Below are 22,929 nucleotides of genomic sequence, written 5' to 3'. Positions count from 1 at the left end.
CCGGCCGACCGGCCACGACATCGCTCAACGGTCCACTTTCTCACCAGCGTCCGACGGGTTGCCGCTTTCCGGTCGGGTGTCCGGTGCCAGGTCACTCGCCTGCCCGGGATCCGGGCCGTCGATGTCACCGTCCGTACGCTCCGTACCTTCGTCGCCTTCGTCGTTCGTGTCTTCTGCCGCAGCGGCCTCCAGGGCTGCCGCCCGCTTGCGCTGGGTGTACATCCTGATGCCTGCCAGGACAAGGAGCAGCACGCCGCCGGCGATGACGAGCATGACCGCCGGGGTGATCTCCGAGACATTGACGGTGAACGACATGGCGTTGCCGTAGGGCTTGCCGTCCTGGGTGTACAGCTGCGCGGTCATCTGGACCTGGCCGTTGGCGTTGGCCGCGGCAGGGAACTTCACCGTCTGGCTGTGCCCGCCGTCGACCCGGACCGGCTGCTCGGACATGCCCTGGCCGTCGAGATTCAGCCGGGTGGGGTTGTGTGACCGAAGGCGCAGAACCAGATGGTCGATCCCCTGGACGAGCTGGTTCTGCACAGTGACGGGAATCGTCGCACTGCGGCCCGACAGAGTCACGTCCGTCTTCTCGATCAGCTGAACCTCTTCGGTGAGGTCGCGCAGATAGCTTCCGACGCCGTCCCGGTACTGCTGTGCCGCCACTGGATTGCCGCGCCAGGACACCGACAGCTCACGGTCGATCGCCCGGCCGAACGGGGTGTTCACGCGGTCCGCCTGCGTGAGGATGCCCTCGAACATGTCGAGCTTCTCCTGGGTGCTCCGGACGTCCTGGAACGCCTCCACGGGGAGCTCCTGCTTGCGGAGAGCGCCGGGATACCGGGACCCGGAGGGCACCGTGGTGTTGGCGTCCGCATCGGGCTTCGCGTCCGCGGCGGCGACAAGGTCGAGAGGCTGGGTCCAGCGCTTTCCTTCTAGGGCCTGCAGTGCACGGGCCATGGACTGGGCCTGGGCGGCTGTCGGTACCCGCTGTGGGGCGACGACGATGCTCCGCTGCTTGTCGGGGGCCTGGAGAGTCAGGGCGAGCGTCTGGGCGACGAATTCCTGGACGGCGAGTGTGGAGTCGCCGGACTGGGTCATGTCGCCCTGGAAGGCTTTGGAGAGCCGGGAGTCCGCCACCACAGCGGTCGTACCGCCACCGATGGGCCGGGCCGCGGTGGGCGTGTATCCCAGGTTGTCCTGCAGGCTGTCGCTGCGGGCGATCACCTTGTGCGCGCCGGCCGAAGTGGCCACGTCGACGATCGACGAGTCGATGGCGCCGTCCACGGGCCAGGCGAAGTCGACGGACGGAGACTCGTGGAGGATCGTCTCCACGGTCGTCTCGGCGACCTCTGTGGCGGACTGCAGATGGCTGAGGGCCCCGGAGACGGCCTTGCCCCGGTGCGCCAGGGATGCCAGGTCAGGGTCGGCGAAGGGCAGCGCGACCACCTTGCGCCCCTCGACGGCGGCATCGAGTGAACTCAGCCACCGCTTCGCCACGGCCTGGTTCTTGCCGGGAACTGTGGTGTCCCCCTGCTTGACCTGGTAGTTCCCGGTCATGGCATCCACGGTGGCCAGCAGGTCGGGGTCGATGACCCAGGTGACCGGCAGCTCCTTGCCGAGGGAAACGAGCTGATCGAGACGGCCGCCGGTGGCCAGCTCGGTGGCCAGCGATTCGTCCTCGAAAACGGGTGTCTGCTGCTCGTCGGACCCCGTCTCGGAAGTGAGGTGGGTCGTGGAGATCAGCGGCCAGAGGTAGGTGAGGCGGGTCTTCTTCTCCGGGGCTTCCGGCTGCCAGGGGAGGAACGTCCGCTCGATGCCCAGAACCTGATCGTAGGCCAGAGTCTCGGTTTCGCCCGACAGCGAGACGCCGAGCTGGTAGACACCGCCGTCCTCGTCGAGGTCGAGCTCATCAGCGGGAACGGTCACCGTGAAGTCACGGCTGATCCCGGAGGCCAGCCGGGGAATGTCGACGGCGAACTTGTCGTCGATCTTCGGCCCGTCCAGCCCCGGGTCGTAGCCGGTCCGGTCCGCCGCGCGATCGATGGACATCCTGCCCGTCAGCTTCTGCCCGACCCGCAGATCGACATGAGCGTCCGTGATCGTCTGCTTGCCCTTGTTGGTCACCGTGCCCGAGACGGTGATCTTGTCCTTCTCGCCCGGCGCTGCCGGTGTCAGCGTGTTCAGGGACACATCGACGGTTCTCGAACCGGTGGCGTCCTCAGCGGCGTGCGCAGCCGGCGCGGCGGGACCGCACAGCAGTCCGGCCACGAGTGGAACGCCGGTGATCAGGGAGGCTGTGCGACGCAGCCACCGGCGGGCAGGAGAAGTACCCATCCCCTGGAAGTCTGCCGCCTTGGCCACGTGCCCGCCCGTCCCTTGTCGTCTGGTTGCCTTTGGGTGGTTCTCTGGTTCCTGCGTCCACGCATGGTAACGATGCCCGCTGTGTCGAAGTGCCGCGGAGTCGCCCACAAGATCGCGGGGAACTCCCCGGGCCGCAGGAAACGGGGACGCTCCGGTCGGCCCGGGCACGTACCCTTTTCTGTTGTGCCGAACGCCAACGAAGAGAACCCGACTGCCCTGAGCCAGGTGCAACGCCGCGCGGTGAGCGAATTGCTGCGCGTCTCCCCTGTAGCCGACGACCTTGCCCGCCGCTTCGAGGAAGCCGGGTTCAGTCTGGCCCTGGTCGGCGGCTCGGTACGTGACGCACTTCTCGGAAGGCTCGGCAACGACCTCGACTTTACGACGGACGCCCGCCCCGAAGACGTGCTGAAGATCATCCGGCCGTGGGCGGACTCTGTATGGGATGTGGGCATTGCCTTCGGCACGGTCGGATCCCAGAAGGACGGTCACGTCGGGGACGAGGTGCAGCGCTTCCAGATCGAGGTGACGACGTACCGCTCGGAGGCCTACGACCGGACCTCACGCAAGCCCGAGGTGTCCTACGGCGACTCCATCGAGGAGGACCTCGTCCGCCGCGACTTCACGGTGAACGCCATGGCCGTCGCCCTGCCGGGGAAGACGTTCATCGACCCGCACAACGGGCTCGAGGATCTCGCCGCCCGCGTCCTGCGGACGCCGGGAACCCCCGAGGAGTCCTTCTCCGACGATCCGCTGCGCATGATGCGAGCAGCCCGCTTCGCCGCCCAGCTGGATTTCGATGTGGCGCCGGACGTCGTGGCGGCCATGACGTCGATGGCACAGCGCATCGAGATCGTCTCCGCCGAGCGCGTGCGTGACGAACTGAACAAGCTGTTGGTGTCCGCGCACCCCCGGAAGGGACTGGCCCTCCTTGTCGACACCGGGCTGGCCGAGCATGTGTTGCCTGAGCTGCCGGCGCTCCGCCTCGAGAGCGATGAGCACCATCGGCACAAGGATGTGTACGAGCATTCACTCACCGTGCTCGACCAGGCGATCGAGCTGGAGGACGGCGGCCCGGACCTGGTGCTTCGGCTGGCTGCCCTGCTGCACGACATCGGAAAGCCGCGGACACGGCGTTTTGAGAGTGACGGTCGGGTCTCGTTCCATCATCACGAGGTGGTGGGCGCGAAGATGGTCAAGAAGCGCATGACCGCCCTCAAGTACTCCAACGAGATGGTCAAGGACGTCTCGAGGCTGGTGGAACTGCATCTGCGCTTCCACGGCTACGGGACCGGCGAATGGACCGACTCTGCGGTGCGGCGTTACGTGCGTGATGCGGGGCCGCTGCTGACGCGCCTGCACAAGCTGACTCGGTCGGACTGCACGACGCGAAACAAGCGGAAGGCGCAGGCGCTTTCGCGGGCGTACGACGGGCTGGAGATGCGTATCGCACAGCTCCAGGAACAGGAGCAGCTGGATGCGATCCGGCCGGACCTCAATGGCAACGAGATTCAGGAGATTCTCGGTGTCGGCCCGGGACCGGTCATCGGCAAGGCGTACACCTTCCTGCTGGAGCTCCGCCTGGAGAACGGTCCGATGGAGCATGACGCCGCTGTGGCTGCACTCAAGGAGTGGTGGGCGGCCCAGGACTGAGCAGGCGCCGGTGCGATGTTTCACGTGAAACATCGCACCGGTGGGGCCGAGGGCGGATGTTTCACGTGAAACATCCGCCCTCGCCGTCACTGTCGGGACGTCCCCCGGGCGGGTGTCCAGCGCGCGAGCATGACGGCAACCGCCGCGTAGATGGCCGCGACCATCACAACCAAGGGGGCCGACCTCCCGTCCGGCGGCAGCATGAGTGCCGCGATACCGGCTGCTCCCACGAAGGCGACGTTGAAGAGCATGTCGTACAGGGAGAACACCCTGCCGCGGAACTCGTCGGCGACAGAGGTCTGGACGATGGTGTCCGTTGCGATCTTCGAGCCCTGGGTGATGAGTCCCAGGACGAAGGCAGCGACGAGCATCGGTGCAGGCGCGAAAGGCAGGCCCAGCGCCGGTTCGAGCACTGCCGCAACCCCGGCGCAGGCGACCAGCCATCCGTGACGGCCCAGGCGCCCGATCGCCCAGGGTGAGATCACTGCCGCAGCGAAGAAGCCCGCGCCTGACACTGCGAGAGCGAGGCCGAGGAGGGCGAGCCCGTCATCCTCGCTGTCGGACCAGGCGTAGCGGCAGAGCATCAGCACCATCACGGTGAGGGCGCCGTAGCAAAACCGCAGCAGCGTCATGGCTGCGAGCGCTTGCGCCGCCTCGCGCCGCTGAGACAGGTGCCGCAATCCGGCCGTCAGCCCGCGCGCGGTCGACGCGATTGCTGCGGTCAAGCGGGGTTGAACCAGCTCGGGATCCGGGCCGAGGAGTTCGCGGGGCATACGCAGAGACGCCAGCGCCGAGCAGAGGTACAGGACCGCCCCGAGCACTACGACCGCGGCGTCCGAGTCGTCGGCCACGAAGCGCACGACGAAGGCGAGCCCACCGCCCGCCGTCGCGGCGAGCGTCCCCGCGGTGGGGGACAAGGAGTTGGCCATGACCAAGCGGTCGGCGTCGACGACCCGCGGCAGGGCTGCCGAGAGTCCGGACAGCACGAAACGATTGACAGCGGTCACGGACAGCGCGGAGGCGTAGAAGAGCCAGTCGGGAACCGAGGCGAGGATGAGGAGGGCAGTGCAGCCGGCGAGAAGGGCGCGGAGCGAGTTGCCGTAGAGGAGTACCTGTCGGCGCTGCCAGCGGTCGAGGAGGACCCCTGCGAACGGGCCGACAAAGGAATAGGGGAGAAGCAGCACGGCCATGGCGGACGCGATCGCGGCCGGGGACGTCTGCCGTTCCGGCGAGAAGACCACGTATGTGGCAAGGGCCACCTGATAGACACCGTCGGCGGACTGGGACAGCAGGCGGACTGCCAACAGTCGGCGGAAATTCCTCAGGCGCAGTAGTACGCGCAGATCACGTACAGCGGGCATGCGAGCAAGGGTCACACACGAGGAGGGTCCCCGGGTCGATGACCCGGGGACCCTCCTCGGACGGACGGGGAGAACGCTTAGCGCTCGACCTCGCCCTTGATGAACTTCTCGACGTTCTCGCGAGCCTCGTCGTCGAAGTACTGCACCGGCGGGGACTTCATGAAGTACGAGGACGCGGAGAGGATCGGGCCGCCGATGCCGCGGTCCATGGCGATCTTCGCGGCGCGCACGGCGTCGATGATGACACCCGCGGAGTTCGGGGAGTCCCAGACCTCGAGCTTGTACTCGAGGTTCAGCGGGACATCGCCGAAGGCGCGGCCCTCGAGGCGCACGTACGCCCACTTGCGGTCGTCCAGCCAGGCCACGTAGTCCGACGGGCCGATGTGGACGTTCTTCTCGCCAAGCTCGCGGTCGGGGATCTGCGAGGTGACGGCCTGCGTCTTCGAGATCTTCTTGGACTCCAGGCGCTCGCGCTCGAGCATGTTCTTGAAGTCCATGTTGCCGCCGACGTTCAGCTGCATCGTGCGGTCCAGGATCACGCCCCGGTCCTCGAAGAGCTTAGCCATCACGCGGTGCGTGATGGTGGCGCCGACCTGCGACTTGATGTCGTCGCCGACGATCGGGACACCGGCCTCGGTGAACTTGTCGGCCCACTCCTTGGTGCCGGCGATGAAGACCGGGAGGGCGTTGACGAACGCGACCTTGGCGTCGATGGCGCACTGCGCGTAGTACTTCGCAGCGTCCTCGGAACCGACGGGCAGGTAGCAGACCAGAACGTCGACCTGCTTGTCCTTGAGGGTCTGGACGATGTCGACCGGGGCCTCGGCGGACTCCTCGATGGTCTGGCGGTAGTACTTGCCCAGACCGTCCAGGGTGTGGCCGCGCTGCACGGTGATGCCCGTGGACGGCACGTCGCAGATCTTGATGGTGTTGTTCTCGCTGGCGCCGATGGCGTCCGAGAGGTCGAGGCCGACCTTCTTGGCATCCACGTCGAAGGCGGCCACGAACTCGACATCGCGAACGTGGTAGTCGCCGAACTGGACGTGCATGAGACCCGGCACCTTGCCGGCCGGGTCGGCGTCCTTGTAGTACTCGACGCCCTGCACCAGCGAGGCGGCGCAGTTACCCACGCCGACGATGGCTACGCGAACGGAACCCATTCCGGTTGCTCCCTGTGTGTGATCTCGGTATTCCGGATGAAACCCTGCGGAGCGCAGGGCCTCACTTGGCGGTGTCGTCGGACGGATCCGGCGGAGTGGAGCCTTCGGGAGGTGTTCCTCCGGAAGGTCCTGTCCCCTCGTGCCGGGGCAGGCCGCCCGTCGCTCCAGATGTGTTGTCCTGCTGAGCGGTGTTCTCGGGGGAGGGCCGCTGATCCCGCCCTGCCCGCTCGCTCTCGATGAGCTCGTTCAGCCAGCGCACCTCGCGCTCCACGGACTCCATGCCGTGGCGCTGCAGCTCGAGCGTGTAGTCGTCGAGGCGCTCGCGGGTGCGGGCGAGAGAGGCGCGCATCTTCTCCAGGCGCTCTTCCAGCCGGCTGCGTCGGCCCTCCAGCACCCGCATCCGCACCTCTCGTTCCGTCTGGCCGAAGAAGGCGAAACGGGCGGCGAAGTGCTCGTCCTCCCAGGTGTCGGGGCCGGTGTGCGAGAGCAGCTCCTCGAAGTGCTCCTTACCTTCCGCCGTCAACCGGTAGACGATCTTTGCGCGCCGGCCGGCAAGCGAGGCGGCGAGGGCGTCCTCGGGTGCGTTTCCCGGCTCCTCGATCAACCAGCCGTTCGCGACCAGCGTCTTGAGACAGGGATAGAGGGTTCCGTAGCTGAAGGCCCGGAAGATTCCCAGCGAGGTGTTGAGCCGCTTGCGCAGCTCGTATCCGTGCATCGGGGCTTCACGGAGCAGGCCGAGCACGGCGAACTCAAGGATGCCTGAGCGTCTGCTCACTGCTTCCTCCCTCGCTGTCCCGGGTCCGTATGCCGTGCCGATGTGTCGTGCTGATGTATCGACTCGATACATCAGCACGATAGGGGTACGTTCCCGCTGCGACAAGGGGGGCCATAGTGAACGGCGTCACATCGTCAATTCATAGGCAATGAGTTGCCTGATTTGGGGTGAACTTCAGGTCTAGGTGGGTTTTGACCGTGCGTAGTCTGTGCGGCATGCAGACCACCGGGAACCATGTGACGCCCTTGTGCGTCATCGCCGTGGATGCACAGCGGATGAGCCCTTCACCGAGCTCGTCCGTATCCATTTCGGGGGGACCGGAAATCAACTGCCGCTTCCAGGCGTCTCGCCTGCCCGAGGAGTAGTCGTTCGATGAGCGAGCACCGTCGCAAACCGCCGCAGCAGCCGCAGGGTGGCGGGCGCGCCGCGGCCCGGCGCGCCGCCCAGCAGCCTTCGGGCCGCCGTGCAGCGCCCGGCCGGGGCGCCACGTCAGCCTCCCCTTCCGCCTCCTACGGCGAGGAACGCCCCTATGGCGGCCGTGCCGAGGCGCGGCGCGCCGCCCAGCGGGGAGGCCGCCGACGCATGGACGAGTCGGCGGGTGCCGGCCACGGAGGCCGCGGCGGTGGCCGACGCGGCACCGGCGGTGGGGGTGGCGGAGGCTATGGCGCCTCCGGCCGCGGGCCCGGGAAGAAGCGGCTCATCGACTACCCGCGCCACAACAAGTACGGATGGCGGCGCTGGGTGCCGTCCTGGAAGCTCGTTTCGGGTCTGTGCATCGCGTTCGTGGCAACACTGATGGGAGCTGCGACCATCGCGTACGCCATGGTCGTCATCCCCAAGGAAGCCGAGGCGGCCGAGGCACAGAACAATGTGTACTACTGGGCCGACGGATCGCAGATGGTGGCGACCGGGGGTGAGGTCAACCGGCAGATCGTGGGCATCGACAAGATCCCGCTGGACATGCAGCATGCGGTGATCTCGGCCGAGAACAAGACATTCGAGAAGGACTCGGGCATCGACCCGATGGGTATCTCGCGTGCCCTGTTCAACATGGCCAGGGGGCAGGAGACCCAGGGTGGCTCCACGATCACGCAGCAGTATGTGAAGAACGCGCGACTGGACGATCAGGACCAGACCTTCGGCCGCAAGTTCAAAGAGCTGTTCATCTCCATAAAGATCGACAGCCAGATGGACAAGCCCGACATCATGGCGGGCTACCTCAACACGGCGTACTACGGCCGAGGTGCGTACGGCATCCAGGCCGCGGCCCGCACGTACTACCACAAGGACGCGGACAGGCTGAACGCCAGCGAGTGCGCGTTCCTCGCTGCGCTGCTGAAGGGCGCGACGTACTACGACCCGGCCGGTGCCGAGTCCATCGACGCCGCAGCGACGCCGGAGGCCAACAGGGCCCGTGCCGAAAAGCGCTGGAACTGGATCCTCGACGAGATGGTCAAGGACAAGCACCTGGAGAGCCGCGAGGAGTTCCGCGAGTTCCCGGAGCCCAAGAAGCCGAAGAAGAACGCGCAACTCGGTGGCCAGATCGGCTACCTCGTGGACCTGGCCAAGGCCAACTTCATCAACAATCACGAGGGCATGACGGCCAAGAGGCTGGCGCAGGGCGGCTACGAGATCCACACGACCTTCGACAAGAAGAAGGTCGACGAGCTCGAGAAGTCCGTCAAGAAGATCCAGGACGAGTACATCGACCCCAAGAAGCGGCCGGATACGGACACCCACGTCCAGTTCGGTGGCGCATCCGTCGAGCCCGAGACCGGGAAGATCGTCGCCACGTACGGCGGAACGAACGCGACGACGCACTTCACCAACAACGCCGACTCGACCGGTGCCCAGGTCGGATCGACGTTCAAGCCCTTCGTACTGGCCGCCGCGATGCGGGACGGTGTGCGTGACCCCGAGCTCCAGGAGGAGCAGGGCTCCAGCGAACGCAGGATCGTCGACCCGGACAAGAGCCGCTACAGCGGCAAGAACGAGCTCAAGATCAAGAACTATGACGGTTCCATCTGGCACAACGAGAAGGGAAAGGAGTGGCTCCAGACCAATGACGACGACCAGAGCTACGGCAACATCAGCCTGCGCGAAGCCATGATCCACTCCGCCAACTCGCCCTATGTGCAGCTCGGCATGGACATCGGCATCCCGCAGGTCCGCCAGTCGGCCATCGACGCCGGCCTGCTCGAGGACAGCCTTGTGACGTCGAACGTGCCCTCCTTCTCTCTCGGCATCTCCGCCCCCAGCGCCATCCGGATGGCAGGGGCGTACGGCACCTTCGCGGCCAACGGCGAGCAGCGCGACCCGTACTCGGTGACCCGCGTGGAATACAAGGGTTCGACGATCTACGAGCACGAGGACGAGGTCGAGCGGCCCTTCACCAAGGCCGTCGCCACCAATGTGACGGACGTGCTCCGGGACGTCGTCGAAGACCCGGAGGGCACGGGTCGCAAGGCCCGGCTTCCCGGGCGCCAGGTCGCCGGCAAGACCGGAACGACGGACGGCAACAAGCAGGCCTGGTTCGTCGGCTACACGCCGCAGTTGTCGACCGCCATCGACATGTACCGGCTCGACGACGACGAGAAGAGCAAGACGCGCAAGTTCGAGGACATGTACGGCACGGGCGACCAGCCCAAGATCCACGGATCGTCGTTCCCGTCCCGGATCTGGCAGGACTACATGTCGAGCGCGCTGAAGAACGAGAAGATCGTCGCGTTCGACCCGCCGGAGCCCATCGACGGCGAAGCCATCTGGGGCGGTGGCGCGGTGAGCCCCTCCCCGACGCCGAGCAACTCGCCCTCGGAGACCCCCTCGCAGACGCCGTCCCAGACGCCATCCGGAAGCCCCTCGACGAGCCCGGACCCCTCCGCGTCCTGTGACCCGTGGCAGGACTGGAGCTGCGAGCCCACCGGCGGCACTGACGCAGGCACCGACCAGGGGGCGACCAACGGCGGGGTCACCACCAGCCCCTCGACCTCACCAGGCACGGACGGCGGTGGAGGCAACAACGGGGGCGGTAACGGTGGAGGAAACGGCGGCGGCTTCATCGGAGGCTCCGACGGCACATAGCAGCGGCTGAACGCCTCTGTGAGGCTGCAGGGCCGCCGTACCCGACACGCATGGCACCAGCTGCCGTGCCTGTCGGGACGGCGGCCCTCGCCGTATCCCCCACCCCTTACGGCAGGATGTGCACCATGCCCAGCGCACAAGAGACGAGCATGTACCAGGACCGGCGCGGTGCGCTGTCCGCCCGGCGGGAGAGTGCCGACGTGCGCCCCACGCGGCGCGACCCGGTCGCCGCGGCCGGCAGTGAGCTGATCGGCGGTCCGGCCGGGCGCTGGGCGCTGCCCGGGGGCAACAGCCGGCTCACGCCCGTGCGTGTGGTGGCCCTCGTGGCCATCGGCATGTTCGCGCTCGGCATGGTGCAGAAGCTGCCCTGCTACAACTGGGCCTGGTTCCGGGGCGTCAGCTCGCAGTACACCCACGCCTGCTACTCCGACATCCCGCACCTGTTTCTCGGCCGGGGGTTCGCGGACGGCCGGATTCCGTACTTCGACCGGTTGCCCGGCGACATGGAGTACCTCGAGTACCCGGTCCTGACCGGCCTGTTCATGCAGGTTGCCGCGTGGGTGACCGACGCGGCGGTGTGGCTGGGCGTGGCCGATGACGACATGGTGCAGCAGGAGCAGTTCTACTGGCTGGTCAACGCCGGCATGCTGATGATCTGCGCGACGATCATCGCTGTGTGTGTGGCCCGGACACACCGCCACCGGCCGTGGGACGGGCTGCTTGTGGCGCTCGCACCCGCCTTCGCACTGACAGCCACGATCAACTGGGATCTGCTGGCAGTGGCCCTCACCGCCTCGGCGATGCTGATGTGGTCGCGAAGCCGCGTACTCGCCGCCGGCATCCTCATCGGGCTGGCGACGGCCGCCAAGTTCTACCCGTTCCTGCTGCTCGGTCCGCTGCTGTTGCTGTGCTGGCGGGCGGGCAAGTGGCGCGCGTTCCTCACGGCGCTCTTCGGCGCCGTGGCGGCCTGGCTGGTGGTGAATGTCCCGGTCATGCTGCTCGCGCCGGAAGGCTGGAAGAAGTTCTACACCTTCAGCCAGGAACGGCCGGTCGACTTCGGGTCCTTCTGGCTGATCATCACCCAGCGGACCGGCGAGCAGATCGAGGCCGAAACGGTCAACACGCTCGCACTGCTGCTGACCCTGCTGGCCTGTGCGGGCATCGCGGCACTCACCCTCACCGCGCCGCGCCGCCCACGCTTCGCACAGCTCGCGTTCCTGGTCGTCGCCGCGTTCATCCTGACCAACAAGGTCTACTCACCGCAGTACGTGTTGTGGCTGATTCCTCTCGCCGCGCTGGCACGGCCCCGCTGGCGGGACTTCCTGGTGTGGCAGGCATGCGAGGTCATGTACTTCCTGGGTATCTGGCTGTACCTCGCGCACACGACCAGCGAGAAGCACCAGGGACTGCCGCCCGAGGGCTACCAGGTCGCGATCGCCCTGCACCTGCTCGGCACGCTCTACCTCTGCGCAGTGATCATGCGGGACATCCTGATGCCGGAGCGCGACGACGTGCGCGTGGACGGCTCCGACGACCCCTCGGGCGGGGTGCTCGACGGTGCGCAGGACGTCTTCGTCCTGGGCCGCGCGGCCACGCCTTCGCGCCATGGCGCGAAGGCTGTGGAGGCGCCGCTCGTCGAATGGGGTACGCAGCAGGGGGCGGCCGGAGGGAACCAGCCTCAGCGGTCGTCCTGAGAGCAGCCGCCCCGTCATCGGCAACCGAGCGGGTGGCCGAGTGGCGTCAGCGGTCCACGAGACGGTCGAACTGCGTCGTGGTGTGCCGAAGGTGCGCCACGAGCTCGTCGCCGACCCTCGGCTCCTGGGCGTCCGCGGGCACGAACAGGATCGACACCTGCATGTGCGGCGGCTCCGCGAACCATCGCTGCTTGCCCGCCCAGACGAACGGCGAGAGATTGCGGTTCACCGTCGCCAGACCCGCACGGGCCACGCCCTTGGCGCGCGGCATCACGCCGTGCAGCGCCTTGGGCGCCTCGAGCCCCACGCCGTGCGACGTGCCGCCCGCGACGACGACCAGCCAGCCGTCGGAGGCCGCCTTCTGCTGCCGGTAGCCGAACCGGTCCCCCTTGGCCACGCGGGTCACGTCCAGCACCGCGCCGCGGTACTCCGTCGCCTCGTGGTCGCCGAGCCAGAGCCGCGTGCCGATCCGCGCACGGAACCGGGTCTGCGGGAACTGCTGCTGCAGCCGCGCCTGTTCGTCCGCGCGGAGGTGGCTGACGAACATCGTGTGCAGCGGCAGCCGTGCCGCACGCAGCCGGTCCATCCAGCCGATGACCTCCTCGACGGCGTCGGAGCCGTCGGTGCGGTCCAGCGGCAGATGCAGGGCGAAGCCCTCCAGTCGCACGTCCTCGATCGCCGCGTGCAGCTGACCGAGCTCCTGCTCGGTGACCCCGTGGCGCTTCATCGAGCTCATGCACTCGATGACCACCCGGGCACCCACCAGGGCGTGCACGCCGTCCACCGACGAGACCGAACGGACCACCCGGTCCGGCAGCGGAACGGGCTCCTCGCCGCGGCGGAAGGGGGTGAGGACGAGCAGGTCGCCGCCGAACCAGTCCTTGATCCGCGCCGCCTCGTAGGTCGTGCCCACGGCCAGGATGTCGGAGCCGAACCGCGCCGCCTCGTCCGCGAGGCGCTCGTGGCCGAAACCGTAGCCGTTGCCCTTGCAGACCGGAACGAGGCCGGGGAAATGGTCGATAACGGACTTCTGGTGCGCCCGCCAGCGCGCGGTGTCTACGTAGAGGGAGAGCGCCATGGCCGGCCCGGAACCTTTCTGGTGGCTGCGGTGTATCAGAGGTATGAACGAGACTACGGAGTCGCCCACGTTTTCGGAGCGGTCGGTGCTGCCCTCAGCGGCGCGACATGTAGATGTCGAGTGCCTTGTGGAGCAGCTTGTTGAGCGGGAAGTCCCACTCGCCGACATACTCCACGGCCTCACCGCCAGTGCCGACCTTGAACTGGATCAGGCCGAAGAGGTGATCCGTCTCGTCGAGCGAGTCGCTGATGCCACGCAGGTCGTAGACCGTCGCGCCCATGGCGTACGCATCGCGCAGCATCCGCCACTGCATCGCGTTCGAGGGCCGGACCTCGCGCCCGATGTTGTCCGAGGCGCCGTAGGAGTACCAGACGTGCCCGCCGACGACGAGCATCGTCGCCGCCGACAGGTTCACGCCGTTGTGGCGTGCGAAGTACAGCCGCATGCGGTTGGGGTCCTCGTTGTTGAGGACGGTCCACATGCGCTGGAAGTACGACAGCGGCCGCGGCCGGAAGCGGTCCCGCTCGGCGGTGATCTCGTACAGGCGCTGCCACTCGGCGAGATCCTCGTAGCGGCCCTGGACGACCTCGACACCGGCCTTCTCGGCCTTCTTGATGTTGCGGCGCCACAGCTGGTTGAAGCCCTTGAGGACGTCGTCCAGGGAGCGGTTCGCGAGAGGCACCTGATAGACGTAGCGCGGCTGTACGTCACCGAAGCCGGCGCCGCCGTCCTCGCCCTGCTGCCAGCCCATCTTGCGCAAGCGGTCGGCGACTTCGAAGGCGCGGGGCTCGATGTGGGTCGCCTCGACATCGCGCAGCCGCTTCACGTCCGGGTCCTGGATGCCTGCCTTGATCGCCGGGGCGTCCCATCGCCGGATCACCACGGGCGGGCCCATCTTCACGGAGAACGCACCCTGGTGCTTCAGGTGCGCCAGCATCGGCTGCAGCCAGTCGTCCAGGTTCGGGGCGTACCAGTTGATGACCGGGCCCTCGGGAAGGTAGGCGAGATAGCGCTTGATCTTGGGCAGCTGGCGGTACAACACCAGGCCGGCACCGACCAGTTCGCCGCTCTTGTCGAACCAGCCCAGGCTCTCCGAGCGCCATTCCGTCTTCACATCCGCCCACGCCGGGACCTGGCAGTGACTCGCCGACGGCAGGCTCTGGATATATGCCAGATGCTGCTCACGGCTGATGGTCCTCAGGGTCAGGCTCATGCGGGGCGCTCCTCGGCAGGTGTGTCCCCATGGGTACAGGGGCTCCGGCTCTCGCGCCGAAGCCTACTGCGCTGTGGGAGCGCCCCGAATGGGCGTACGCAAGAGCGGGCCGCACCGGGCCCGCTACCGCTTCGCCGTTCTAACCGAGGACCCCGCCGAACAGCCCGCCGTGTGCCATGCCGAGGAAGAAGCCGACGGCTGATGCTCCCAGGCCGATGATCAGCGCGAAGCGTTCGCGGGTGGTCGCAGAGATGAACTGTCCGTAGCCGCCCGTGACGATGCCGATGAGCCCGGTCCACGAGCTCAGCAGATGGAGGCTGTGGAACATCGCCGAGACGAAAGCAATGGCGCCGAGCACCAGCGTCACCGCCATCAGGGTGTCCTGAAGGGGATGAGGCTTGCCGTCCGTGGCGAGGAGAGAAGCGGGGGACTGACGTCGCATTGCCTGTGCCATGTGGCACCTCCTGGCTGTGCCGGAAGGCGGCGCATGGTAGCGCCGCGCGCACCCGATGTGTACAGAGTGGGGCCATCGGCCGCCGGATTTCAACCGGAAGCCGGTGTGCAGGTACTCTGTACGGTCTGCACCGGTGTCTGCCCAGGCCATGACGCGGTCTCTCTCGATCGAGGGGGATTGTCAGTGGCGGCGGATACCGTTGCTTACGCATCACGACCCTCCTGCCACGGAACGACCGTGGCCGCTGAGTCCAAAGGAGGTGGGTTCCACATGCGTCACTACGAGGTGATGGTCATCCTCGACCCCGATCTCGAGGAGCGCGCTGTCTCCCCGCTGATCGAGAACTTCCTCTCCGTCGTCCGTGAGGGCAACGGAAAGGTGGAGAAGGTCGACACCTGGGGCCGTCGTCGTCTCGCTTACGAGATCAAGAAGAAGCCCGAGGGCATCTACTCGGTCATCGACCTGCAGGCCGAGCCTGCGGTCGTCAAGGAGCTCGACCGCCAGATGAACCTGAACGAGTCGGTCCTCCGGACCAAGGTCCTCCGTCCCGAGACCCACTGAGCATCTAGCTCAGAGGTCATCGGGTTCGAGTAGCAGCAAGCAGCCAGAAGCAATCCCCGCCGAGAGGTTCACCCATGGCAGGCGAGACCGTCATCACGGTCGTCGGCAATCTCGTCGACGACCCCGAGCTGCGCTTCACCCCGTCCGGTGCGGCGGTCGCGAAGTTCCGCGTCGCGTCCACTCCCCGCACCTTCGACCGGCAGACCAATGAGTGGAAGGACGGCGAGAGCCTGTTCCTCACCTGCTCGGTCTGGCGGCAGGCGGCGGAGAACGTCGCCGAGTCGCTCCAGCGCGGCATGCGAGTCGTCGTGCAGGGGCGTCTGAAGCAGCGGTCCTACGAGGACCGCGAGGGCGTCAAGCGCACGGTCTACGAGCTGGATGTCGAGGAAGTCGGCCCCAGCCTCAAGAACGCCACGGCCAAGGTCACCAAGACCACCGGCCGCGGCGGCCAGGGTGGATACGGCGGTGGCGGCCAGCAGGGCGGCGGCAACTGGGGCGGCGGCCCCGGTGGTGGTCAGCAGCAGGGCGGCGGCGGTGCACCCGCCGACGACCCCTGGGCCACCAGTGCGCCGGCCGGCGGCGGCCAGCAGAGCGGAGGCAGCTGGGGCGGAAGCTCCGGCGGCTCCGGTGGTTCTGGCGGCGGCTACTCGGACGAGCCGCCCTTCTAAGGGCAGCTCGTAGCCCACTTCTTGATCACACAGGAGAAACACCATGGCGAAGCCGCCTGTGCGCAAGCCTAAGAAGAAGGTCTGCGCTTTTTGCAAGGACAAGACCGTGTACGTGGACTACAAGGACACGAACATGCTGCGGAAGTTCATTTCCGACCGTGGCAAGATCCGTGCCCGCCGCGTGACCGGCAACTGCACGCAGCACCAGCGTGACGTCGCCACGGCAGTCAAGAACAGCCGTGAGATGGCGCTGCTGCCCTACACGTCCACCGCGCGATAAGGGAAGGGTGACCGAAACATGAAGATCATCCTCACCCACGAGGTCTCCGGCCTCGGTGCCGCAGGTGACGTCGTTGACGTCAAGGACGGCTACGCTCGCAACTACCTGGTCCCGCGTGGTTTCGCGATCCGCTGGACCAAGGGTGGCGAGAAGGACGTGGCGCAGATCCGCCGCGCCCGCAAGATCCACGAGATCGCGACCATCGAGCAGGCCAACTCCATCAAGGGGCAGCTCGAGGCCGTGAAGGTGCGTCTGGCTGTTCGCTCCGGCGACGCCGGCCGCCTGTTCGGCTCCGTCACCCCGGCCGACATCGCCTCGGCGATCAAGGCTGCCGGTGGCCCGGAGGTCGACAAGCGTCGTGTCGAGCTCGGTTCGCCGATCAAGACCCTGGGCTCGCACCAGGTGTCTGTGCGTCTGCACCCCGAGGTCGCTGCGCAGCTCGGCGTCGAGGTCGTTGCCGCCTGAGCAGCACACTCGACTGAGTAGCAGGAAGGGCCGCACCCATTGGGTGCGGCCCTTCTGCGATGTCTGGTGCGGTGTTTCACGTGAAACGCTCGGTCAGCGCGTCGCGCCCGTCACTATCCAGCGCCCTGACCTTGCCCGCCACCACAGGGTCAGCAGCCGCACGGTCATCATCACCGTCATCGCCCACCACAGGGCGGTCAGACCTCCGCCGAGTGCCGGCACCATCAGGGCGACCGGCGCGAAGACCGCGAGCGTGACGACCATCGCCCCCGCCAGATAGGGCCCGTCACCGGCGCCCATCAGGACTCCGTCCAGCACGAAGACGACGCCGGCGATCGGCTGGCTCACGGCGACGACGAGGAGCGCGGGGAGCAGGGTGTCCTGAACCGCCTGATCGGTGGTGAACAGAGGGATGAACAGCGGCCGTGCGAGAACGACCAGAGTTCCCAGCACCAACCCCGCCGCGATGCCCCACTGGACCATGCGCTTGCATGCCTGCCGCGCGCCCTCGGCATCACCCGCTCCCAGATAGCGGCCGATGATCGCCTGCCCGGCGATCGCGATGGCATCGAGTGCGAAGGCCAGCAGGCTCCACAGGGACAGGACGATCTGATGCGCCGCGATATCGGTGTCGCCCAGACGGGCCGCCACTGCGGTGGCAATCATCAGCACGGCGCGCAGCGACAGTGTGCGGACGAGCAGCGGTGCGCCGGCCTGTGCGCTGGCGCGGATTCCGGCCGCGTCCGGGCGCAGCGACGAACCGTGCCTGCGGGCTCCGCGTACGACGACGACGAGATAGGCGGCCGCCATGCCGCACTGGGCGATCACCGTGCCCCAGGCAGAACCGGCGATGCCGAGGCCGGCGCCGTAGACCAGGCCGACGTTGAGGGCGGCGTTGGCGGTGAAGCCGCCGATGGCGACGTACAGCGGAGTCCGCGTGTCCTGGAGGCCGCGCAGTACACCGGTGGCCGCGAGCACGATCAGCATGGCCGGGATGCCGAGGCTGGAGATCCGTAGATAAGTGATGGCGTGCGGCGCCGCGGTGTCCGAGGCTCCGAAGACATCGACGAGCCATGGGGCTGAGGGCAGCGTGACGGTGATGACCGCGATCCCCAGCAGGAGTGCCAGCCAGATGCCGTCCATGCCCTGTCGGATGGCCGCCTGCAGATCACCCGCGCCGACGCGGCGTGCAACCGCGGCCGTCGTGGCGTAGGCGAGGAAGACGAACACGCTCACGGCCGTCATCAGGAGGGCCGCCGCGACACCGAGACCCGCCAGTTGCGGGGTGCCCAGATGGCCGACGATGGCGCTGTCGACCATCACGAAAAGCGGCTCGGCGACGAGCGCGCCGAAGGCCGGAACGGCCAGCGCGACGATCTCTCGGTCGTGCCTGCGGCGGCGTGCCTTCTGGGCGGCGGGGGCCTGTGTCATGGCAGCAATGTAATCTTCCACAGGTAAGAGATGCAATGGCCTTGTGACCATTACTTGCTGGCGGGTCGAGGGCTACCTCGTGTGCCGTTTGTTCTGATCTTGGTCCGGGGGGAAAAGTTTTTCTCCCCCACAGCCGGTGGACGGAAAGAGTGCAGGTCAGAAGGGGTAGCCGGGGTGGGCTATGAGTTTGTCCACAGTGCTGTCCCCCGGTCCGTGCACAGGTTCCGAAGGGTTCTCCACAGCATCTGGTCGTTCGTCCACAACGCCTGTGGATAACCAGATTGGCTGACGGTGCCGCCGGGCCTACCGTGGACCGTCGCCCGACGCGCCGGAAGCGGAGTCAGGCGACTCATTTTGTCAGTGTCGTGCCGTAGAAAGAGTGCCACGGCAAAGGTCCGCGGAGCGGACGGGAGGAGGTGGCCGCGGGTGAGCATTTCCGAGCCCCTGGACGACCCGTGGGCGGCCGACACCCCCGGAGACCGTCTGCCCGCCTCCCGTCGACGCGGTAGCGAGGGCCGTGGGGGCCGCGAGGACCAGCACGACCGGGGCCGGGAGAGTGCCTGGGACAGCGGGCCCGGCTTCGAGAGGGTCCCCCCGCAGGACCTGGACGCCGAACAGTCCGTGCTCGGCGGAATGCTGCTCTCCAAGGACGCCATCGCCGACGTCGTCGAGATCATCAAGGGCCACGACTTCTACCGGCCCGCCCACGAGACGGTGTACCAGGCCATCCTGGACCTCTACGCCAAGGGTGAGCCGGCGGACCCCATCACGGTCGCCGCCGAACTGGTCAAACGCGGTGAGATCACGCGGGTCGGCGGAGCTCCCTATCTGCACACGCTGGTCCAGTCCGTGCCGACCGCGGCCAACGCTTCGTACTACGCGGAGATCGTGCACGAGCGCGCCGTGCTCCGGCGGCTTGTGGAGGCCGGCACCAAGATCACGCAGATGGGATACGCCGCCGACGGCGATGTCGACGAGATCGTCAACTCCGCCCAGGCCGAGATCTACGCCGTCACCGAGCAGCGGACCAGTGAGGACTATCTGCCGCTCGGCGACATCATGGAGGGAGCGCTCGACGAGATCGAGGCGATCGGCTCCCGCAGTGGTGAGATGACCGGTGTGCCGACCGGCTTCACCGACTTCGATTCGCTGACGAACGGCCTGCACCCCGGCCAGATGATCGTGATCGCGGCACGTCCCGCGATGGGTAAGTCGACTCTTGCCCTGGACTTCGCGCGCGCCGCCTCGATCAAGAACAACCTTCCCAGCGTGATCTTCTCCCTCGAAATGGGGCGCAACGAGATCGCGATGCGCCTGCTGTCGGCCGAGGCACGCGTGGCGTTGCACCATATGCGCTCCGGCACGATGACCGATGAGGACTGGACCCGGCTGGCACGCCGGATGCCCGATGTATCGCAGGCGCCGCTCTACATCGACGATTCGCCGAACCTCTCGATGATGGAGATCCGCGCGAAGTGCCGTCGGCTCAAGCAGCGCAACGACCTGAAACTCGTGGTCATCGACTACCTCCAGCTGATGCAGTCGGGCGGCTCCAAGCGGGCCGAGAGCCGACAGCAGGAGGTCTCGGACATGTCGCGAAACCTCAAGTTGCTGGCCAAGGAACTGGAGGTGCCGGTCATCGCGCTCTCCCAGCTGAACCGTGGTCCGGAGCAGCGCACCGACAAGAAGCCGATGGTCTCGGACCTGCGTGAGTCGGGCTCGATCGAGCAGGACGCGGACATGGTCATCCTGCTGCACCGCGAGGATGCCTATGAGAAGGAGTCCCCACGTGCGGGAGAGGCGGACCTGATCGTGGCCAAGCACCGTAATGGTCCGACAGCGACGATCACTGTTGCCTTCCAGGGCCACTACTCGCGCTTCGTGGACATGGCACAGACCTGAGCCGGTAATCTCAACTCCAGCTGCATATGGACGACATTTATGCAGCTGAAGTGAGACCAGCAGCTCAGCGCCTCGTCTCGTACCTGGTCAGGATCACGCCGCCGGGAAACGTCCGCGTCTCCACCAGGCTCAGGTTCACCCAGTTGTCCAGCGCGGTGAAGAACGGCGTGCCGCCGCCCACCAGGACCGGCGCGGTGGCCAGCATGTACTCGTCGATCAGCCCGGCCCGCATGGCCGCCCCGGCGAGCGTCGCGCCGCCGATGGCCATCGGGCCACCGTCCTCGGCTTTGAGCCGGGTGATCTCGGCGACCGCGTCGCCGGTGACCAGGCGGGTGTTCCAGTCGACCTTGTCGATCGTCGAGGAGAACACCACCTTCGACATGTTCCGCCAGCGGCGCGCGAACTCGATCTCCGCCGGGGTGGCGTTGGGCTGCTGGTCGCCGGTCGGCCAGTGGGAGCTCATCGTCTGCCACAGCCTGCGCCCGTACAGCGACAGGTCGGTCGCCTGCAACTGGTTAGACCAGAACTGGAACAGCTCGTCGCTCGGCACACTCCAGCCGATGTCGTCGCCGGGCGCGGCGATGTAGCCGTCCAGGCTCAGGTTCATGCCGTAGATCAGTTTCCGCATGGCGCCAGCCTTCCGTGAATCGGTCTCACGCGTACAGACCGGCGCGGCGCGGGAAAATCATCTGCGCGATCTGAGCCCACAGGTAGTCCTCGTGCTCGGTGGCTCAGCCGCAGACTCATCGTTCCGCCGAGGAAAGGCATCGATCTGAGACTGATCTTGGGTGACATCGCGGTGAGACAACAGACAACCAGCAGGTCACAGAAGATCGACATGCCATCGGCGGCGAGACTTCCGAGCGGGACGACGCCCTGCCGGGCCGGTGCACCTGCTGCGCTTGGTCGAGATGGGCCCATGAACGAGGCCGCCTGGGGGCGGGCGATGGGTCGGCTCAGGTCGAAGGTTCCGGCGCGTACACCACTGGCCGTGAGCATCAAGTCGGTTGTCTATCCGCGATCTGAACGTGGCTCGGCAGTGCCGCCTGAGGTCGTTTCGGCTTTGGTGTAGAGGATCTCGCGGGCCTGCTCCGCGGCGCGGGTGATGCTCTCGGTGACGAAGTCGAGGAAGCGGGCGATGTTCTCGAGGCGGACGGCGGCCGGGGTTTCGGGGCCGAGGATGCCGACGCCCTGCCGTGCGGTCTCGACGAGCTGGGCGGTGGACCGGGCGCTGGCCATCATCGACTGGTACCAGACGTCGTCGTCGACGATGTAGTGCTCGCGGCGGCGTTCGTCGCGTTCCCGGCGGACGAGGCCCTGGCTCTCGAGGAACGTGATCGCTTTGGAGATGGACGCCGGGCTGACCTGGAGGCGCTGGACGAGTTCGGACGCGGTGAGGCTGCCCGCGTCGGTGGTGTAGAGGCAGACCAGCACTCGGGACATCATCTTGTTGGACAGGCCCGATTGCATGAGGACGGTGCTGAACATCTCCTCGTACTCGCGCACGGCCTCGGCGTCGCGTCCGTGGGCCTGTGGGAGTGCCTCCGGCCCCCGGGGCGTGGCCTGCCTGCGCCGGTGGGCGCGGCGTTCGGTGGCGCGGTGGGCCAGGTCGGCGCGGTAGGCGGTGGGGCCGCCGTTCCGCATCACCTCACGCGTGATCGTCGAGGTCGGACGGTCGAGACGCCTGGCGATCTCCGCGTAGGCGAGCCCGTCGGCCAGCCCCAGCGCGATCTGCTGGCGTTCCTGCTGGGTGAGCCTGCCTCCCGGCATCGAGGTCTCCTTCGTGGTCCGTGGTGTCTCCAGTATAGCGTTCACTCTTAATCTATTGCAACGAATGGAGCGAGGGTTGTTGCATTAGAGTCAAAACCATTGCAACGAAATCTCGGCATCTACCTGCTCTGATGTCAATCCTGCGCAACGACGCTATTGCTGGATCCATGAACGCAACGTAGCGTTTCCGTCATCGGAAACAACGGATCGAAGGAGCGCACGATGCAGAAGTTCGACACCCCCGCCCCGGTGTCTGCCGTCCTCGACATCCCTGCGGGACGCATCCGGTTCATCGCCGCCGACCGGGCCGACACCACGGTCGAGGTACTGCCCGCGGACGCTTCGAACGGCCGCGATGTGAAGGCGGCGGAGCAGACCACGGTCGAATACGGCGACGGTGTCCTGCGGATCGAGGCCTCACCGGCGAAGAACCGGATCCTCGGCAGCTCCGGATCCGTCGAGGTGACCATCCAGCTGCCCGCCGGGTCCCGCATCGAGGCGAAGGCGGCCGGCGCCGAGTTCCGGGGCGTCGGACGGCTCGGTGACGTCGCCTTCGAGGGCGCGCAGGGCTCGGTCAAGCTCGACGAGGCCGCGAGCGCCCGCCTCACCCTCCTCGCCGGCGACGTCTCGGTCGGCCGCCTGGGCGGCCCCGCGGAGATCAGCACCCAGAAGGGCGACATCCACATCGCCGAGGCCGTGCGCGGCACGGTCGAACTGCGAACCGAGTCCGGCGAGATCTCGGTCGGCGCCGCCCGCGGAGTCTCCGCCTCCCTGGACGCCGGCACCACCTACGGCCGGATCCACAACGCGCTCAAGAACACCGACGGCGCCGCCGGCCTGAACATCCACGCGACCACCGCCTACGGCGACATCGCCGCCCGCAGCCTCTAAAGGAGCACCCATCATGACCAACTTGGCCATCGCGGCGAACGGGCTGCGCAAGTCCTACGGTGACAAGGTCGTGCTCGACGGCGTCGACCTGGTGGTGCCGGCCGGGTCCGTGTTCGCGCTGCTCGGCCCGAACG

General features: G+C 67.3%; 19 protein-coding genes and 1 pseudogene. 10 read left to right on the top strand and 10 right to left on the bottom strand.

What is annotated here, in order from left to right:
- Window positions 1-24: 24 nt before the first annotated feature.
- Complete coding sequence (locus AC067Z_RS33210; RefSeq protein ID WP_478793371.1) at window positions 25-2,361, bottom strand: DUF6049 family protein; 2,337 nt, start codon at window positions 2,359-2,361, stop codon at window positions 25-27.
- A 183-nt stretch (window positions 2,362-2,544) separates the two neighbouring features.
- On the opposite strand from AC067Z_RS33210, the gene AC067Z_RS33205 reads away from it, so the two are divergent.
- Complete coding sequence (locus AC067Z_RS33205) at window positions 2,545-4,011, top strand: CCA tRNA nucleotidyltransferase (RefSeq protein ID WP_478793419.1); 1,467 nt, start codon at window positions 2,545-2,547, stop codon at window positions 4,009-4,011.
- An 86-nt stretch (window positions 4,012-4,097) separates the two neighbouring features.
- Here the strand turns inward: AC067Z_RS33205 and AC067Z_RS33200 are convergent, their stop codons facing one another.
- From AC067Z_RS33200 to AC067Z_RS33190, 3 genes are all read right to left on the bottom strand, one after another.
- Window positions 4,098-5,372, bottom strand: coding sequence for an MFS transporter (locus tag AC067Z_RS33200; protein WP_478793370.1), 1,275 nt, complete (start codon window positions 5,370-5,372; stop codon window positions 4,098-4,100).
- A 77-nt stretch (window positions 5,373-5,449) separates the two neighbouring features.
- The gene (locus AC067Z_RS33195; RefSeq protein ID WP_478793369.1) at window positions 5,450-6,532 is read right to left on the bottom strand and encodes an inositol-3-phosphate synthase; all 1,083 of its coding nucleotides are present in this window, start codon (window positions 6,530-6,532) and stop codon (window positions 5,450-5,452) included.
- 61 nt (window positions 6,533-6,593) lie between these two features.
- Window positions 6,594-7,307 (bottom strand): PadR family transcriptional regulator, encoded by a 714-nt coding sequence (locus AC067Z_RS33190; RefSeq protein ID WP_478793368.1) that lies wholly within the window; start codon window positions 7,305-7,307, stop codon window positions 6,594-6,596.
- A gap of 372 nt (window positions 7,308-7,679) precedes the next feature.
- On the opposite strand from AC067Z_RS33190, the gene AC067Z_RS33185 reads away from it, so the two are divergent.
- Both AC067Z_RS33185 and AC067Z_RS33180 read left to right on the top strand, forming a co-directional pair.
- The gene (locus tag AC067Z_RS33185; RefSeq protein ID WP_478793367.1) at window positions 7,680-10,388 is read left to right on the top strand and encodes a transglycosylase domain-containing protein; all 2,709 of its coding nucleotides are present in this window, start codon (window positions 7,680-7,682) and stop codon (window positions 10,386-10,388) included.
- A 125-nt stretch (window positions 10,389-10,513) separates the two neighbouring features.
- Window positions 10,514-12,082, top strand: coding sequence for a glycosyltransferase family 87 protein (locus AC067Z_RS33180; protein WP_478793366.1), 1,569 nt, complete (start codon window positions 10,514-10,516; stop codon window positions 12,080-12,082).
- 46 nt (window positions 12,083-12,128) lie between these two features.
- Here the strand turns inward: AC067Z_RS33180 and AC067Z_RS33175 are convergent, their stop codons facing one another.
- The 3 genes from AC067Z_RS33175 to AC067Z_RS33165 all read right to left on the bottom strand — a co-directional run bounded on the left by AC067Z_RS33175 (window position 12,129) and on the right by AC067Z_RS33165 (window position 14,827).
- The gene (locus tag AC067Z_RS33175; RefSeq protein WP_478793365.1) at window positions 12,129-13,160 is read right to left on the bottom strand and encodes an alanine racemase; all 1,032 of its coding nucleotides are present in this window, start codon (window positions 13,158-13,160) and stop codon (window positions 12,129-12,131) included.
- Between the two features lie 94 nt (window positions 13,161-13,254).
- The gene (locus AC067Z_RS33170) at window positions 13,255-14,373 is read right to left on the bottom strand and encodes a lipid II:glycine glycyltransferase FemX (RefSeq protein ID WP_478793364.1); all 1,119 of its coding nucleotides are present in this window, start codon (window positions 14,371-14,373) and stop codon (window positions 13,255-13,257) included.
- A 139-nt stretch (window positions 14,374-14,512) separates the two neighbouring features.
- Window positions 14,513-14,827, bottom strand: a complete 315-nt coding sequence (locus AC067Z_RS33165; RefSeq protein ID WP_478793363.1) for a hypothetical protein — start codon at window positions 14,825-14,827, stop codon at window positions 14,513-14,515.
- Between the two features lie 270 nt (window positions 14,828-15,097).
- Here AC067Z_RS33165 and rpsF point away from each other — a divergent pair, with 270 nt between their 5' ends.
- The 4 genes from rpsF (at window position 15,098) to rplI (ending at window position 16,801) form a co-directional block, all read left to right on the top strand.
- Window positions 15,098-15,388 (top strand): 30S ribosomal protein S6, encoded by a 291-nt coding sequence (rpsF, locus tag AC067Z_RS33160; RefSeq protein WP_004950685.1) that lies wholly within the window; start codon window positions 15,098-15,100, stop codon window positions 15,386-15,388.
- Between the two features lie 74 nt (window positions 15,389-15,462).
- Window positions 15,463-16,056, top strand: coding sequence for a single-stranded DNA-binding protein (locus AC067Z_RS33155; RefSeq protein WP_478793362.1), 594 nt, complete (start codon window positions 15,463-15,465; stop codon window positions 16,054-16,056).
- Between the two features lie 43 nt (window positions 16,057-16,099).
- Window positions 16,100-16,336 carry a 30S ribosomal protein S18 gene (rpsR, locus tag AC067Z_RS33150; protein WP_003956534.1) on the top strand — a complete coding sequence of 79 codons (237 nt, stop codon included), beginning with the start codon at window positions 16,100-16,102 and terminating at the stop codon, window positions 16,334-16,336.
- Between the two features lie 18 nt (window positions 16,337-16,354).
- Window positions 16,355-16,801 (top strand): 50S ribosomal protein L9, encoded by a 447-nt coding sequence (gene rplI / locus AC067Z_RS33145; protein ID WP_005315027.1) that lies wholly within the window; start codon window positions 16,355-16,357, stop codon window positions 16,799-16,801.
- Between the two features lie 93 nt (window positions 16,802-16,894).
- Here the strand turns inward: rplI and AC067Z_RS33140 are convergent, their stop codons facing one another.
- A complete protein-coding gene (locus AC067Z_RS33140; RefSeq protein WP_478793361.1) occupies window positions 16,895-18,232 on the bottom strand; it encodes an MATE family efflux transporter in 1,338 nt (445 codons plus the stop codon).
- 444 nt (window positions 18,233-18,676) lie between these two features.
- Between AC067Z_RS33140 and dnaB the strand changes: the two genes are divergently transcribed.
- Window positions 18,677-20,134, top strand: coding sequence for a replicative DNA helicase (gene dnaB / locus AC067Z_RS33135; protein ID WP_478793418.1), 1,458 nt, complete (start codon window positions 18,677-18,679; stop codon window positions 20,132-20,134).
- A gap of 64 nt (window positions 20,135-20,198) precedes the next feature.
- Here the strand turns inward: dnaB and AC067Z_RS33130 are convergent, their stop codons facing one another.
- Window positions 20,199-20,762 carry a dihydrofolate reductase family protein gene (locus AC067Z_RS33130; protein WP_478793360.1) on the bottom strand — a complete coding sequence of 188 codons (564 nt, stop codon included), beginning with the start codon at window positions 20,760-20,762 and terminating at the stop codon, window positions 20,199-20,201.
- A 383-nt stretch (window positions 20,763-21,145) separates the two neighbouring features.
- On the bottom strand, window positions 21,146-21,904 hold the full coding sequence (locus AC067Z_RS33125; RefSeq protein ID WP_478793359.1) for a GbsR/MarR family transcriptional regulator: 759 nt from the start codon (window positions 21,902-21,904) through the stop codon (window positions 21,146-21,148).
- 222 nt (window positions 21,905-22,126) lie between these two features.
- On the opposite strand from AC067Z_RS33125, the gene AC067Z_RS33120 reads away from it, so the two are divergent.
- Both AC067Z_RS33120 and AC067Z_RS33115 read left to right on the top strand, forming a co-directional pair.
- On the top strand, window positions 22,127-22,795 hold the full coding sequence (locus AC067Z_RS33120; protein WP_478793358.1) for a DUF4097 family beta strand repeat-containing protein: 669 nt from the start codon (window positions 22,127-22,129) through the stop codon (window positions 22,793-22,795).
- A gap of 13 nt (window positions 22,796-22,808) precedes the next feature.
- Window positions 22,809-22,929: pseudogene (locus AC067Z_RS33115) on the top strand (ABC transporter); the annotation flags it as partial.

The sequence above is a fragment of the Streptomyces sp. NPDC043812 genome (assembly GCF_056436245.1).
The sequence above is the reverse complement of the archived record's forward strand: the minus strand, read 5'-3'. Positions and strand labels throughout refer to the sequence as shown.

What these genes read in the sequence shown, in the direction of transcription:
- rplI (WP_005315027.1), top strand. Translation starts at nt 16,355, where the DNA reads ATGAAGATCATCCTCACCCACGAGGTCTCCGGCCTCGGTGCCGCAGGT.
- rpsF (WP_004950685.1), top strand. Translation starts at nt 15,098, where the DNA reads ATGCGTCACTACGAGGTGATGGTCATCCTCGACCCCGATCTCGAGGAG.
- AC067Z_RS33185 (WP_478793367.1), top strand. Translation starts at nt 7,680, where the DNA reads ATGAGCGAGCACCGTCGCAAACCGCCGCAGCAGCCGCAGGGTGGCGGG.
- AC067Z_RS33120 (WP_478793358.1), top strand. Translation starts at nt 22,127, where the DNA reads ATGCAGAAGTTCGACACCCCCGCCCCGGTGTCTGCCGTCCTCGACATC.
- AC067Z_RS33200 (WP_478793370.1), bottom strand. Translation starts at nt 5,372, where the DNA reads ATGCCCGCTGTACGTGATCTGCGCGTACTACTGCGCCTGAGGAATTTC.
- AC067Z_RS33175 (WP_478793365.1), bottom strand. Translation starts at nt 13,160, where the DNA reads ATGGCGCTCTCCCTCTACGTAGACACCGCGCGCTGGCGGGCGCACCAG.
- rpsR (WP_003956534.1), top strand. Translation starts at nt 16,100, where the DNA reads ATGGCGAAGCCGCCTGTGCGCAAGCCTAAGAAGAAGGTCTGCGCTTTT.
- AC067Z_RS33125 (WP_478793359.1), bottom strand. Translation starts at nt 21,904, where the DNA reads ATGCCGGGAGGCAGGCTCACCCAGCAGGAACGCCAGCAGATCGCGCTG.
- AC067Z_RS33155 (WP_478793362.1), top strand. Translation starts at nt 15,463, where the DNA reads ATGGCAGGCGAGACCGTCATCACGGTCGTCGGCAATCTCGTCGACGAC.
- AC067Z_RS33180 (WP_478793366.1), top strand. Translation starts at nt 10,514, where the DNA reads ATGCCCAGCGCACAAGAGACGAGCATGTACCAGGACCGGCGCGGTGCG.
- AC067Z_RS33165 (WP_478793363.1), bottom strand. Translation starts at nt 14,827, where the DNA reads ATGGCACAGGCAATGCGACGTCAGTCCCCCGCTTCTCTCCTCGCCACG.
- AC067Z_RS33130 (WP_478793360.1), bottom strand. Translation starts at nt 20,762, where the DNA reads ATGCGGAAACTGATCTACGGCATGAACCTGAGCCTGGACGGCTACATC.
- AC067Z_RS33195 (WP_478793369.1), bottom strand. Translation starts at nt 6,532, where the DNA reads ATGGGTTCCGTTCGCGTAGCCATCGTCGGCGTGGGTAACTGCGCCGCC.
- AC067Z_RS33140 (WP_478793361.1), bottom strand. Translation starts at nt 18,232, where the DNA reads ATGACACAGGCCCCCGCCGCCCAGAAGGCACGCCGCCGCAGGCACGAC.
- AC067Z_RS33170 (WP_478793364.1), bottom strand. Translation starts at nt 14,373, where the DNA reads ATGAGCCTGACCCTGAGGACCATCAGCCGTGAGCAGCATCTGGCATAT.